Consider the following 14,340-nt stretch of genomic DNA (forward strand, 5'->3'; position numbering starts at 1 on the left):
ATGAGAGTTGCCAGCACGGAGGAGGTGCTGGCCGCTGACGAGAGGGACGGAGATAAAAGGCCGTCCGGAGGAGGAGACGCGATGAGTTTGAACCTCGCCGCCATTTTCGATGCCGATCTCGGCCCGGAAATCGCAGCATTGCGCGACAGCGCAAGAGCATTCGCAGACGATGAAATAGCGCCGCTCGCCGCAGAAATCGATCGCAACGATCAGTTTCCGCGCCAGCTCTGGCCGCGGATGGGTGAACTCGGTCTGCACGGTATTACCGTTTCGGAGGAATTCGGCGGTGCTGACATGGGCTATCTCGCTCATTGCGTGGCGATGGAGGAGATAAGCCGCGCTTCCGCGTCCATCGGCCTGTCCTATGGCGCACATTCCAACCTCTGCATCAACCAGATTCATCGCTGGGGAACGGAAGAGCAGAAGCGGCGATATCTGCCGAAGCTGGTGTCGGGCGAGCATGTCGGTTCGCTCGCCATGAGCGAGACGGAAGCCGGCTCGGATGTCGTCTCGATGCGGCTGAAGGCGGAACGTAAGGGCGACGTCTATGTGCTGAACGGCACAAAGATGTGGATCACCAACGGTCACGAGGCAGACACGCTGGTTGTATACGCCAAGACGGACATGTCCGCCGGTGCGCGTGGCATCACGGCCTTTCTGATCGAAAAAGGCTTCAAGGGTTTTCGCCCCGCACAAAAACTCGACAAGCTTGGCATGCGCGGCTCACCCACCTCCGAACTGGTGTTTACGGATTGCGAGGTCCCGGAGGAAAACCTCCTCGGGCGCTTGAACGACGGCGTGACGGTGCTGATGAGCGGGCTTGATTACGAGCGCGCGGTGCTGGCTGCCGGCCCTGTTGGCATTATGCAGGCGGCTATCGATCTGGTGCTACCCTATGCGCGCGAGCGCAAGCAATTCGGCAAGCCGATCGGCGAATTCCAGCTGGTGCAGGGAAAGCTTGCCGATATCTATTCGGCCATGAACGCCTCCCGCGCCTATGTCTATGCCGTGGCGCGCGCCTGCGACAATGGCCGCATCACAAGGCAGGATGCGGCAGGTGCGATCCTGTTTGCCGCCGAGCGGGCGACGCGAGTTGCACTGGATGCAATCCAGCTTCTCGGCGGTTCCGGCTATGTCAATGAAAGCCCGGCGGGTCGCTTGCTTCGGGACGCCAAGCTTTATGAAATCGGCGCGGGCACCAGCGAAATCCGCCGGATGCTGATCGGCCGCGAACTGGTCAAAGGCAACGGGTGAGGAATGCGATGAAGCTTACATCCAGTCTGAACCGCGATCCCACCTTTTCCGCCAACGTCACCTTCATGTCGGGCCTGGTGGATGACCTGCGGCAGCATGTCGAAAAAATCTCCAAGGGCGGCGGCGACAAGGCGCGCGAACGGCATCTGTCACGCGGCAAATTGCTTGCGCGCGACCGGATAGAGGCACTGCTCGATCCCGGCAGTCCGTTTCTCGAATTCTCGCAATTCGCAGCATACGAGGTCTACGACGAACCCGTTCCGGCCGCCGGCATCGTCACCGGCATCGGTCGGGTCGCAGGCCGTGAATGCGTCATCGTGGCCAATGACGCGACGGTGAAAGGCGGCACCTATTATCCGCTGACGGTCAAGAAACATCTGCGCGCGCAGGAGATCGCTGCCGAAAACCACCTGCCCTGCATTTATGTGGTCGATTCCGGCGGTGCGAACCTTCCCAATCAGGACGAGGTTTTTCCCGACCGCGATCATTTCGGCCGCATCTTTTACAATCAGGCCAATATGTCGGCGGCAGGCATCGCCCAGATCGCCGTGGTGATGGGAAGCTGTACGGCTGGCGGGGCCTATGTGCCTGCTATGAGCGACCAGTCCGTGATCGTCAAAAATCAGGGCACGATCTTCCTCGGCGGCCCGCCGCTGGTGAAGGCCGCAACGGGCGAAGTGGTGAGTGCGGAAGAACTGGGTGGCGCGGATGTGCATTCGCGGCAATCCGGCGTGACTGATCACTATGCCCACGATGACCGCCACGCGCTTTCGCTGACCCGAAGGATCGTCTCCACCCTCAATCGCCGCAAACGCGTGGAGCTGGATATTCGCGAACCCGCAGAACCGCTTTATCCATCGGAGGAGCTTTACGGCATCGTGCCCACCGATACGCGCAAGCCTTTCGAGGTGCGCGAGATCATCGCGCGTCTGGTGGATGGTTCCGAATTCGACGAGTTCAAGGCGCTTTACGGCACGACGCTGGTCTGTGGTTTCGCCCATATCCACGGTTATCCCGTCGGCATCGTCGCCAATAACGGCATTCTGTTTTCGGAATCGGCGCTGAAGGGCACGCATTTCATTGAACTCTGCTGCCAGCGCGGCATTCCCCTGGTTTTCCTGCAGAACATCACCGGCTTCATGGTCGGCAAGGCCTATGAGGCTGATGGTATCGCGAAGGATGGCGCCAAGCTCGTTACGGCCGTTGCATCGGCTAAAGTGCCGAAATTCACCGTCATTATCGGCGGCTCCTTCGGTGCGGGCAATTACGGCATGTGCGGGCGCGCCTATTCGCCGCGCTTCTTGTGGATGTGGCCGAATGCGCGCATTTCCGTCATGGGCGGCGAGCAGGCGGCATCCGTTCTGGCGCAAATCCGGCGCGACGGCATCGAGGCGGATGGCCGCCACTGGTCCAAGGAGGGCGAGGAGGCGTTCAAACAGCCGATCCGGGAAAAATACGAGCGGGAAGGTCACCCCTATTATGCCAGTGCAAGGCTGTGGGACGATGGCATCATCGACCCGAAGGACACCCGCCTCGTGCTCGGCCTTGGCCTGTCGGCCGCGCTGAACGCGCCGATTGAACCCACCCGTTTCGGCATATTCAGGATGTGAGGCGACGATGTTCTCAAAAATACTGATCGCCAACCGCGGCGAAATCGCCTGCCGGATCATCCGCACCGCCCGCAAGATGGGCATCCGCACCGTCGCGGTCTATTCGGATGCCGACCGCGACGCCATGCATGTGGCGCTGGCCGACGAGGCCATTGCGATCGGTCCTGCACCTGCCCGCTCGTCGTATCTCGATGCTGAAAAGATCATCGCCGCCGCACAGGCAAGCGGCGCGCAAGCCATTCATCCCGGTTACGGTTTTCTCTCGGAGAATGCCGGTTTCGCCGAAGCCTGCGCCTCTGCCGGCATCATTTTCATCGGCCCGACACCCGATGCCATCCGCGCCATGGGCGGAAAAAGCGAGGCGAAGGCGCTTATGGCGAAGGCGGGCGTTCCCGTGGTGCCCGGCTATCACGGCGAGGATCAGGCCGACGAAAAGCTTGCCGGCGAGGCAGAAGCCATCGGCTATCCGGTTTTACTCAAGGCTTCAGCTGGCGGCGGTGGCAAGGGCATGCGCGTTGTCCGTGAAAAGCGTGAATTTGCGGCAGAACTCGCCGGCGCAAAACGCGAAGCGCTCGCCGCCTTCGGCAATGACCGTATGCTGATCGAGAAATATCTGGAACGGCCGCGACATGTGGAGGTGCAGGTCTTTGCCGATGGCCATGGCAATTGTCTTTCGCTTTTCGAGCGCGATTGCTCGATCCAGCGCCGGCACCAGAAAGTCATAGAGGAGGCCCCTGCCCCCGGCCTGCCCGATACGCTCAGGCAACGCATGTACGACGCGGCGGTCGCCGCCGCCCGCGCCATCGACTATCGCGGGGCTGGAACGGTGGAGTTCCTGCTCGACCCGTCCGGCGCGTTCTATTTCATGGAAATGAACACGAGGCTTCAGGTCGAGCATCCGGTCACGGAATATATTACCGGGCTCGATCTGGTAGAATGGCAGATCCGTGTTGCGAATGGAGAGGCGCTGCCGGACGACTGGGGCAATCTGCGCATCAACGGCCATGCCATCGAGGCACGGATTTACGCCGAAGACCCGACGCATGATTTTCTGCCGTCAATCGGCACGGTCAGCCACCTCGCCTTTCCGGAAGAAGGACCTCACCTTAGGATAGATAGCGGCATACGCACCGGCGACGCCATCAGCGTGCACTATGATCCGATGATCGCCAAGCTGATCGTCTGGGATTACGACCGTCTGTCTGCCGTGCGGCGTCTGCGTCTTGCACTCGAAAAACTGGCGATTTGCGGCGTCACCAGCAATGCCGCCTTTTTAACACGGCTTGCAGGGCTGGATGCTTTCGCCGCCGCCGAACTCGATACCGGCTTCATAGCCCGCAACGAAGCGGCGCTCTTTGCCCCCGGAGCCACGGGCGAGAACGAAATAGCTTTGGCCACGCTCGGCCTGCTTCTCTCACGCCGGAACGGGGCCAAGCCGCAGGCCGATCCTTATAGCCCTTGGAACAATACGAACTCTTTCCGCCTCAATGCGCCAGCGCGGGAAACCCTGCGTTTCGTCCTGGATCAACAGCCGGTCGATGTCGCCGTTAAACATGAGCCAGATGGTTTTTCACTGGAGATCGGCACGCGGGCAATCCGCGCTCATGGCAGCATCTCACAAGACGGCGCACTGCGGGCGACCGTCGATGGCAGGCAAAGGCAGTGCCGTTTCTTTGCCAGCGATAACGGCCACGCGCTTTTTCTGGATGGCGAGCACTATCGCATCAGCCAGCCCGACCCGGTCGATGTAGCGGATACCTCCACCCATACCGGCGGTCTGGAAGCCCCGATGCCCGGCGTCATCCGCGCCATTCTAAGCAAGCAGGGCGCAGCGGTTGAGGCCGGTGACGCGCTTGTGGTGATGGAGGCGATGAAAATGGAGCACACTATCCGTGCGCCAGCAAAAGGCACCGTCACCGCCATCAACTGCGCCGAAGGTAATATGGTCGAAGCCGGCGCCATGCTGGTGGATTTCGAACCGGAGGGCGCATGAGATGGCCTTGCCCAAAACCGTCAAGATCGTCGAGGTCGGCGCACGTGATGGCCTGCAAAACGAAACTGCTGAGGTTCCCACCGCCATCAAGATCAGGTTGATCGAGCGGCTGGCTGCGGCCGGATTGGCAGCGGTGGAGGCGGGAGCCTTCGTTTCGCCAAAAAAAGTTCCGCAAATGGCAGGGTCGAAGGAGGTGCTTCTAGGCCTCAAACGACACCCCAATACCGCCTATCCGGCGCTCGTTCCAAATATCAAGGGTTTCGAGGCCGCCGTTGAAGCCGGTGTGACGGAGATAGCCGTTTTCGTGTCCGCATCCGAAGGCTTCAGCCAGCACAATATCGCCTGTTCGCGCGCCGAAAGCCTCGAGCGCCTGCGCGATGTTTCGGAGGCAGCTGCCAGCCGTAACATCCGCATGCGCGGCTATGTCTCCTGCATCGCCGGTTGCCCCTATGACGGCGCGGTCGCACCCGAAGATGTGGCGGCGATGGCCGAAGCGCTTGTCGCCATGGGATGCTACGAAATCTCGCTCGGCGATACGATTGGTGTCGGCACGGCCGGGCAAATCCGCAAGCTCATCCAACATGTATCGACCCGCATCCCGCGCGAAAAACTCGCCATGCATTTCCACGACACCTATGGGCAGGGCGTCGCCAATGTGCTGGCTTCGCTTGAGGAAGGTATTTGTGTGTTCGACAGTTCCGTGGCCGGGCTCGGCGGTTGCCCCTTTGCGCCGGGCGCAAGCGGCAATGTCGCCACCGAAGACGTTGTTTATCTCCTGCACGGGCTTGGCATCAAAACCGGCATCGACCTGATGACGGTGGCGAGAACGGGAGACTGGATAAGTCGCCATCTCGGCAGGGCGAATGCGGCACGCGCAGGTAAAGCACTGCTTGCCGTAAAGATGGAGGATAATGCACATGGTGGGTGAGCTGTTGAGCGAGAAGCGCAAGGACGTTCTGTGGCTGACGCTTAACCGGCCGGACGTCCACAACGCCATGAACGCCGCGATGACGGACGCCTTGACGCATGCGATCCGGACGGCCTCCAGCGACGGCGACCTGCGTGCCGTTGTGATAACGGCGGCGGGCGACCGTAGCTTCTGCTCAGGGGCCGATCTGAAGGAAAGCGCTGGTGGCATGTTCCTCTCGCGAGACGGAACGAACCCCATCGCCAATGTGATGCGCGCTATCGAGACCTGCAACAAAATCGTCATCGCCCGCGTCAATGGCCGGGTGCTGGCGGGTGGGCTAGGCCTTATCGCGGCCTGCGATCTCGCTTATGCCGCCGATCATGCTGAGTTCGGCCTGCCGGAAGTTCGCGTCGGGCTTTTCCCGGCCATGGTGGCGGCGAAACTTCTGGCCAAAATACCGCTGAGCCGCCTCCACGAAATGGCCTATCTGGGGCAACCGGTCACCGCCGCAGAGGCCGAAGGCATCGGCCTCATCAACCGCACGGCGCCACGTGCCGAACTCGATGGCGTGATCGAGGGAGTAATCGCCCGCTTGCGGCAGAACGCGCCGGGCGCAGTCGCCGCCGGAAAGGCAGCGCTGCTGAGGATGCGCGACATGCCGGCCAGTGAACGGCTCGCCTTTGCCGAAAGCGTCATCGCGAAGATCAGCAGCAGCGAGGAGGCGCGCGAAGGCAGAGACGCCTTCGCTGGAAAACGCCCGCCGATCTGGGCTGGCGGGTCCTGAACCACCGCTCAAGGTCTTAATCGATATAATGCCCAAAGTCGCGTTGACCCCGTTCGGCAAATCGAGTTCTATCCACCACCTTTCGCCGGAGGGCGATCGGGGAGCCGGAGGAGAACCTATGCGCCTTGTAAAAACCGTCGCCGAGTTGCGCGGTCTGACCGCCAAGTTTCGTCGCGATGGCAAGACCGTCGGCTTCGTGCCGACCATGGGTTTTTTGCATATCGGCCATCTGACGCTGGTTGCCAGGGCGAAAGCGGAGAACGACGTGACGGTGGTCTCGATCTTCGTCAATCCGCTGCAATTTGGAGCCAATGAGGATCTTGCCCGTTACCCCCGCGATCTCGCCCGCGATAGCGCGCTGCTGGAAGAGGCAGGTGTCGACATTCTTTTCGCACCCGAGGTTACGGAGATGTATCCGCGCCCGATGCAGACCGTGGTGGATGTGCCGGAACTGGGAAGCCAGTTGGAAGGTGCGGTACGGCCGGGGCATTTTGCCGGGGTTACGACTGTTGTCACTAAGCTTTTTAATCTCGTGCAGCCGGGTGCCGCCTATTTCGGTGAAAAGGACTACCAGCAGGTAACGCTGATCCGGCGCATGGTGGACGATCTCGCCCAGCCAGTCCGCGTCGTTCCCGTCGCCACCGTACGTGAGGCGGATGGGCTCGCCTGCTCCTCGCGCAATGTCTACCTGAGCCTTGAAGAGCGTGCCGCCGCCGTAATTGTGCCGCGCGCGCTTGATGAGGCCGAGCGGCTGTACGATGAGGGCTGCGACGACCCGGCCACTTTAGAAGCGGCGATAGAAAAATTCATCGCCAAGGAGAAGCTGGCGTTGCCCGAAGTCGTGGCGGTGCGCGATCCCGACACGCTGGCCCCCGTGGTTTCGCTGCAGGCGGGGCCTGTGCTGGTGGCACTGTTCGTGCGGGTCGGCAACACCCGCCTTCTCGACAACCGCGTCATCGGACGTGATAAAACCGGCAAACAGGAGGCTGCACGATGAGCACGCACGCGAAACAGAAGCGGCTGACGACAGCCTCCATCAAGCAAATGAAAGGCGGTGCGCGCATCGTCTGCCTCACCGCCTATACGACGCCGATTGCCCGCCTGCTCGATCCGCATTGCGACCTGCTGCTGGTTGGCGATTCAGTCGGCATGGTACTTTATGGCATGGACACGACGGTCGGCGTCACCCTGGATATGATGATCGCCCACGGCCGCGCCGTCATGCGTGGTGTGGAACACGCCTGCGTCATCGTCGATCTCCCCTTCGGGACCTATCAGGAATCAAAGGAACAGGCGTTCCGCAACGCCGTGCGGCTGATGCAGGAAACCGGCTGTGATGGCGTGAAGCTGGAAGGCGGTGAGGAAATGGCCGAAACCATCGCCTTTCTCGTGGCGCGCGGCATTCCGGTGTTCGGCCATGTCGGGCTGATGCCGCAGCTGGTCCACACCGCCGGAGGTTTTCGCTCTCTTGGGCATTCAGATGCGGAAACGCAGAAAATCTGGCGCGATGCGATTGCGGTCGATCAGGCCGGTGCTTTCGCCATTGTCGTGGAAGGTACCGTCGAGCCGCTTGCGCGCGAATTGACCGAAAAACTCTCCGTCCCGACTGTCGGCATCGGCGCATCACCGGCCTGCGATGGGCAGGTGCTGGTTTCCGACGACATGCTCGGTCTCTTCACCGATTTCAAACCGAAATTCGTCAAACGTTTCGCCGATCTGGGTGCGACCGTTTCACAGGCAGCGGCAGGTTATGCCGAAGAGGTGCGCTCCGGTGCGTTTCCGGGGCCGGAGCATACGTTTCAGGTCCGCAGGCAATCGCCTTCCGGGGAGTGAGGGAACGGCGCAGAGGAGTTGGTGAGGTGGTGACGGACACCTTCACCTTCGTCACGCTCGGGCTTGTCCCGAGCATCTGCTACCTATCTATTTTGTGAAATGTCGGCAGATCCTCGGCACAAGGCCGAGGATGACGTCGCGTTTGCGGCAAGGTTTGTAAGTAGGCTCGGCTTCTCCGCCTGTCCCCTCAAACCCCAACCCCTAAACAATCCCGCCGCTGCCGCCGACCGAAGCCGGGCGTTCCGCCGCAACCCGTTTGCGATAACCACTCGCCCGGTAGGTGGCAACAGGATCGATCGCGCCGCCCGCCAACTGCCTTGCTTTAGCGAGAACCGGCTCGACATCGGTGCGATAGGCCCGTTTCAGCGTATCGGAGGCCATCAACGCATCGTTGTCTTGCTGGTAGCCATCCAAAGCCGCGCGATCCACCAGCAGCGCCTGCGCATAGGCGCGGCGGATTTCGTTGGCACTGGAAATCAGGCTTTCGATTGGGTCGGTCACATTGTGCGACTGGTCGATCATATGGGCGGGATGGAAGCCCTTCACGCCACGATGTTCGGCATCTACCAGCTCGTTGAAGACGAGGAACAGGCGGTAAGGCTCGATGGAGCCGGCATCCAGATCGTCATCGCCATATTTCGAATCGTTGAAGTGGAAGCCACCGAGCTTGCCGAACTGGATGAGCCGGGAGACGATCATCTCGATATTGGTGTTCGGCGCATGGTGACCGAGATCAACGAGGCAGAACGCCTTTTCACCGAGCGTATTGGCGATGAGGTAGTTGGTGCCCCAATCCTGCACGACGGTGGAATAGAAAGCAGGCTCGAACATCTTGTGTTCGGAAAAGATGCGCCAGTCATCCGGCAGCGCCTTGTAGATATCGGCCATGGCCGCGAGATAGCGCTCGAAACTTCTGGTGAAATTGCTCTGGCCGGGGAAGTTGGAACCATCGCCCACCCACACCGTCAGCGCCTTGGAACCAATGGCTTTACCGATCTCGATACATTCGATGTTGTGCTCCACGGCTTGGCCCCGCGTTGCGGCATCGGTGTGGCTGAGCGAACCGTATTTGTAGGAATGGCTCTGATCCGGTGCATCCGAGAAGGTATTGGAATTCATGGCGTCGAAGCCGAGACCTAGCGTGTCGGCATGGTCCTTCAAACGCTTCGGGTCCTGCTTGTCCCACGGAATATGCAGGGAGACATTCGGGGTCGCCCGTGTCAGCTGGTTGATGACGGCGCAATCATCCAGCTTGTCAAAAATGCCGCGGGGCTCACCTTCGCCCGGAAAGCGGGCGAAACGGGTGCCGCCGGTGCCGACACCCCAGGATGGAACAGCGACGAAGAATTCCGCGACCTTGGCGGTGACAGCATCGATATCGATGTTGCGGCGCGCAAGCTGGTTGCCCAGCGCATCGTAGTCGTCCTTCAGCGCGGCGGCGCGCTTGTCGTTTTCGGCCGCGATCACATCGGCGGCGATTTTGGTGTCGGTCATCTCTTCCTCCCCGGAATCGGTCCAGTGCATGCTCGATCATCGCCCCCTCCGTCATTCCGGCATTCAGCCGGGATGACGGAGGTGAGACGTGCCGAAATTCCTACCGCGTAAAGCTCTGCGCATTGCCGGCATCGACATTGATGATATTGCCGGTTGATTTGGCCGACGCGTCGGACGCCAGGAAGTAGATCGCTTCGGCGATGTCTTCCGGGAACACATTGAGCTTCAGCATAGAACGCTTGCGGTAATGTTCCTCCAGATCGGTCACCTCGATCTTCGACGAGGCCGCGCGCTGCTCGCGCCACTCGCCGTTCCAGATCTTCGAACCGCGCAGAACGGCATCGGGATTGACGGTGTTGACGCGAATGCCGGCTTCCGCCCCTTCCAGAGCAAGGCAACGGGCAAGATGGATTTCAGCCGCCTTGGCCGTGCAATAGGCAGAAGCATTGGGCGAAGAGGCAAGACCGTTTTTAGAGGCGACGAACACCACGTTACCGCCGAGATTTTGACGCCTGAGTAGCCGGAATGCTTCCCGCGACACGAGGAAATAACCCGTCGCGAGAATATCGATATTCTTGTTCCACATGGCAAGCGTCGTGTCTTCCACCGGTGCAGACGAGGCGATGCCGGCATTGGAGACGAGAATATCCACGCCGCCAAATTCCACGCTCGCTTCCGCAAAGGCGGAAATGACCGCGTCTTCCTGCGTCACATCCAGCTTGACGCTGCGCACCGCATCAGCACTGTAGCGCTTCGCGAAATCGCCCTTGGCCGCCTCCAGCGCCGCCTCGTCAATATCGGCGAGAACAACGCAGGCGCCCTCCGCTGCCAGCCTTTCCGCCGTCGCCCGGCCGATGCCGCCGGCGCCACCGGTGACAAAGGCCACGCGTCCGGCAAGGCTTTTCGGCTTCGGCATGCGCTGCAGCTTTGCCTCTTCCAGCAGCCAATATTCGATATCGAAGGCTTCCTGTTCGGGTAGGCCCTGATATTCGGACACGGTGGAAGCGCCGCGCATGACGTTGATGGCGTTGACGTAAAATTCACCGGCGATACGGGCGGTCGCCTTGTCCTTGGCGAAGGACAGCATGCCGACACCGGGGATCAGGAAAATCACCGGGTTCGGGTCGCGTATATCAGGCGAATTATCATGGCGGCACGCCTCATAATATCTGACGTAGTCGGCGCGGTAGGCCTCAAGCGCCTTGTCGAGACCGGCTGTCAGCGCATCCACATCGGGATTTGCCGTATCGAGATCGAGGATCAGCGGGCGGATTTTCGTGCGCAGGAAATGATCCGGGCAGGAGGTGCCGAGATTTCCGAGCGGCTTCAGATCCTTCGAATTGACGAACTCCAGAACCGCGTCCTGATCATCGAAATGGCCGAGCTTGCGCTCCTCGCGGCCGATCCGACCACGGATTTCCGGCATCAACCGCGCAGCAATCGCGCGGCGTTCGGCAAGTGGCAGGCTCCTGGCAACGGCACCGCCGAAAATCGTCCTGCCTTCGGTCTTTGCCGCAAACCATTCGATCGCCTTGTTGATGATGGCGAGCGTCAGCTCGTAACATGTCTTGGCGTCGTTATCCCAGGTAAACAGACCGTGGCTTTCCAGCACAACGCCCTTGGCCTCGGGGTTGGCTTTTACGAAAGCCTCGAGATCGAGACCTAGCTGGAAACCGGGACGGCGCCAGGGAAGCCAGCCGATGTCATCGCCAAAGATCTGCTGCGTCAGTTCTTTCGAATTTTTGGAGGCGGCAATCGCGATGATCGCATCCGGATGCATATGATCGACATGATCAAAAGGCACGAAGCCGTGCAGCGGCGTATCGATGGAGGCGGCGCGTGGGTTGAGGTTGAAAGTGCAATGCGGCAGGAAGCCGACCATGCGGTCCTCATCCTCGACACCCTTGTAAATGCCCTTTAGCGCTTCCAGCTTGTCGAGATAAAGCGTCGCAAAGCCATCGAGCTTGATGGTCCCGACATCGCCGCCGGACCCTTTAACCCACATGACGCGGACTTTCTCGCCCGTCAGCGGATCGGTTTCGAGCACCTTCGCGGATGTGTTTCCGCCGCCGTAATTGGTGATGCGCTTGTCGGCGCCAAGCAGATTGGAGCGATAAAGCAGCTTGCCAGGCTCATCGAGCGTTTTGGCATAGGCATCGTCCCAACGGCTTTCGAGAAGGCGGGATTTTCCCGTCATGTCTTCCTCCCAAGTCAAGTCTGCATTCGCGGGTGCCGATATCGGCCCGCCTCCGTTGACGGCAGATATCGCGCATACAAAAGCATAATGTCAATCAAAAACGATCATAAATTTTCATGTTGCAGCGCGATATTGATTAATTTGATCGTTCTTGATTGACAACGTAAAGAGATTGCGAATAATCACAATCAGGAGGACCACATGCACGAACGCGAACGCCATCGCATCATCTTGAGCGCCACACAGGAAAAAGCTGTCGTGACGGTGCAGGATATTGCCGAACTGACGGATGCGTCGGAAGCAACGATCCGCCGGGATATCGCGTCCCTGCATGTTCAGGGAAAGTTGCGACGCGTGCGTGGCGGTGCCGAAGCGGTGCATCCACCGCAGTTGGGTAATCTGGCCGCGCGACCGTTCCGCGTGTCCGAATCGGTCAACATCGACAAGAAACGCGCAATTGCGCGCAAGGCGGTTGATCTCTGTAATGACGGTGATGCGATCATCCTGAATGGTGGGACGACCACATTCCAGATGGTGCACTACATGGCGGCGCGCCGGCTGCAGGTGATGACCAATTCCTTCGCGATTGCGGAGCATCTGGTCAAACATTCCAAATGCAATGTCAGCGTGCCGGGTGGCGCGATCTATCGCGATCAAAGCCTCATCCTGTCGCCCTTCGAAAACGATGCCATCCGCAATTTTTACGCAAGACGAATTTTTCTCGGCGCGCAGGGCATCGGCGCACTCGGCATCATGGAATCGGACGCGCTGGTGATCCAGAGCGAGCAGAAGCTGATGCGGCAGGCGGAAGAGCTGATCGTGATGGTCGATTCCTCGAAATTCAAAAAACGATCCAGCCTGATTTTATGCCCACTCGAAAACGTCTCGACCATCATCACCGATGACGGGATTTCGGATGAGGCGGCGCGGATGGTTGAAAACGCCGGCGTCGAATTGCTGATCGCCGGCGCAGCGGGGGATGGCAAGATAGCCAACCCGCCTGATGAGGAGGATTCCTCTTCGGTCGCTTGAGGAAGCACCGAAGAGAGGAACAGGTTCAAAAACGGGAGGAAAAGGAACATGAAACTTACACGCAGAACATTGACGAGCGTCCTGGCACTTAGCGCGGCGCTTTCCGTCGCGGGTCTTGGCGGCGTTGCCCAGGCAGCCGATGTGAAGATCGCGCTGGTGGTCAAATCACTTGGCAACGGCTTTTTCGAAGCCGCCAACAAGGGCGCGCAGGAGGCTGCAAAAGACCTCGGTGGCGTCGAGATCATCTATACGGGCCCGACCAGCACCACCGCGGAAGGCCAGATCGAGGTCATCAATTCGCTGATCGCGCAGGGCGTGGATGCCATCGCCATTTCCGCCAATGACCCGGACGCCGTAGTTCCGGCGCTGAAAAAGGCGGCGCAGCGCGGCATCAAGGTCATCTCCTGGGATTCCGGCGTGGCACCTGAAGGCCGCATTCTGCAGCTCAACCCCTCGTCCAACGCGCTGATCGGCAAGATGTGCCTGCAGCTTGCCGCATCGCACCTGGAAGGCGGCAAGGGCGATTTCGCCATCCTTTCTGCCACCACCACCTCCACGAACCAGAATATCTGGATCGATGAGATGAAGAAGCAGTTGAAGGACTTCCCCGGCCTCAACCTCGTTACCACCGTTTATGGTGACGACCTTGCCGACAAGAGCTACCGCGAAGCACAGGGCCTGCTTTCCTCCCATCCTGATGTAAAGGTCATCGTCGCACCGACGACGGTTGGCGTTCTTGCGGCCTCTCAGGCCGTGAAGGATGCGGGCAAGATCGGCAAGGTCTTTGTGACGGGCCTTGGCCTGCCCTCGGAGATGGCTGGCGCCATCAAATCAGGCGCAACCAAGGAATTCGCCATCTGGAACCCGATCGACCTCGGTTATTCCGCCACCCAGATTGCCTACCGCCTTGTGAAGGGTGAAGCAGACGGCAAGCCGGGCTCGGAAATCGAAGCCGGCCGCATGGGCAAGATCAAGGTTGGCGAAAATAGCGAAGCGGCCATGGCCGATCCCTTCATTTATGACGCCAAAAACATCGATCAGTTCTCGAAGATTTTCTGATCTGAATAATTTCCGGCAGTGCGAAGGCTACCCCCCTTTGTCCTGCCGGACATCTCCCCTCAAGGGGGGAGATCGATATGCCGCACCCGCTCGTTCCATAGGCAGGGTGTATCCGCTTGCCGATCTCCCCCCCTTGTGGGGGAGATGCCCGGCAGGGCAGAGGGGGGTGCCTCT

Annotated in this window: 11 protein-coding genes; 9 read left to right on the forward strand and 2 right to left on the reverse strand. The window is 60.1% G+C overall.

What is annotated here, in order from left to right; translation table 11 throughout:
• Positions 1–81 precede the first annotated feature (81 nt).
• From ACQZ45_RS12325 to panB, 7 genes are all read left to right on the forward strand, one after another.
• Complete coding sequence (locus ACQZ45_RS12325) at positions 82–1,254, forward strand: isovaleryl-CoA dehydrogenase (protein WP_035199562.1); 1,173 nt, start codon at positions 82–84, stop codon at positions 1,252–1,254.
• Between the two features lie 8 nt (positions 1,255–1,262).
• The gene (locus tag ACQZ45_RS12330) at positions 1,263–2,864 is read left to right on the forward strand and encodes a carboxyl transferase domain-containing protein (RefSeq protein WP_448742260.1); all 1,602 of its coding nucleotides are present in this window, start codon (positions 1,263–1,265) and stop codon (positions 2,862–2,864) included.
• Between the two features lie 7 nt (positions 2,865–2,871).
• A complete protein-coding gene (locus ACQZ45_RS12335; protein ID WP_112674735.1) occupies positions 2,872–4,857 on the forward strand; it encodes an acetyl/propionyl/methylcrotonyl-CoA carboxylase subunit alpha in 1,986 nt (661 codons plus the stop codon).
• A 1-nt stretch (position 4,858) separates the two neighbouring features.
• A complete protein-coding gene (locus ACQZ45_RS12340) occupies positions 4,859–5,785 on the forward strand; it encodes a hydroxymethylglutaryl-CoA lyase (protein ID WP_065687822.1) in 927 nt (308 codons plus the stop codon).
• A complete protein-coding gene (locus tag ACQZ45_RS12345) occupies positions 5,775–6,551 on the forward strand; it encodes an enoyl-CoA hydratase-related protein (protein WP_113291591.1) in 777 nt (258 codons plus the stop codon). Before ACQZ45_RS12340 ends, ACQZ45_RS12345 begins: the two co-directional genes overlap by 11 nt.
• Positions 6,552–6,669: 118 nt before the next feature.
• On the forward strand, positions 6,670–7,548 hold the full coding sequence (gene panC / locus ACQZ45_RS12350; RefSeq protein ID WP_065687824.1) for a pantoate--beta-alanine ligase: 879 nt from the start codon (positions 6,670–6,672) through the stop codon (positions 7,546–7,548).
• The gene (gene panB / locus ACQZ45_RS12355; RefSeq protein ID WP_065687825.1) at positions 7,545–8,384 is read left to right on the forward strand and encodes a 3-methyl-2-oxobutanoate hydroxymethyltransferase; all 840 of its coding nucleotides are present in this window, start codon (positions 7,545–7,547) and stop codon (positions 8,382–8,384) included. Before panC ends, panB begins: the two co-directional genes overlap by 4 nt.
• A gap of 201 nt (positions 8,385–8,585) precedes the next feature.
• Here panB and rhaI read toward each other — a convergent pair whose 3' ends face one another.
• Together rhaI and ACQZ45_RS12365 are read right to left on the reverse strand one after the other, a co-directional pair.
• Positions 8,586–9,878 (reverse strand): L-rhamnose catabolism isomerase, encoded by a 1,293-nt coding sequence (rhaI, locus tag ACQZ45_RS12360; RefSeq protein WP_003511194.1) that lies wholly within the window; start codon positions 9,876–9,878, stop codon positions 8,586–8,588.
• A gap of 100 nt (positions 9,879–9,978) precedes the next feature.
• On the reverse strand, positions 9,979–12,075 hold the full coding sequence (locus tag ACQZ45_RS12365; protein WP_065687826.1) for a bifunctional rhamnulose-1-phosphate aldolase/short-chain dehydrogenase: 2,097 nt from the start codon (positions 12,073–12,075) through the stop codon (positions 9,979–9,981).
• A 201-nt stretch (positions 12,076–12,276) separates the two neighbouring features.
• On the opposite strand from ACQZ45_RS12365, the gene ACQZ45_RS12370 reads away from it, so the two are divergent.
• Both ACQZ45_RS12370 and rhaS read left to right on the forward strand, forming a co-directional pair.
• Positions 12,277–13,107, forward strand: coding sequence for a DeoR/GlpR family DNA-binding transcription regulator (locus tag ACQZ45_RS12370; protein ID WP_003511198.1), 831 nt, complete (start codon positions 12,277–12,279; stop codon positions 13,105–13,107).
• Positions 13,108–13,155: 48 nt separating this feature from the next.
• Positions 13,156–14,166 carry a rhamnose ABC transporter substrate-binding protein gene (gene rhaS, locus ACQZ45_RS12375; protein WP_003511200.1) on the forward strand — a complete coding sequence of 337 codons (1,011 nt, stop codon included), beginning with the start codon at positions 13,156–13,158 and terminating at the stop codon, positions 14,164–14,166.
• The last annotated feature ends 174 nt before the right edge of the window (positions 14,167–14,340 follow it).

The organism is Agrobacterium sp. 16-2014-1-2a (genome assembly GCF_053522705.1).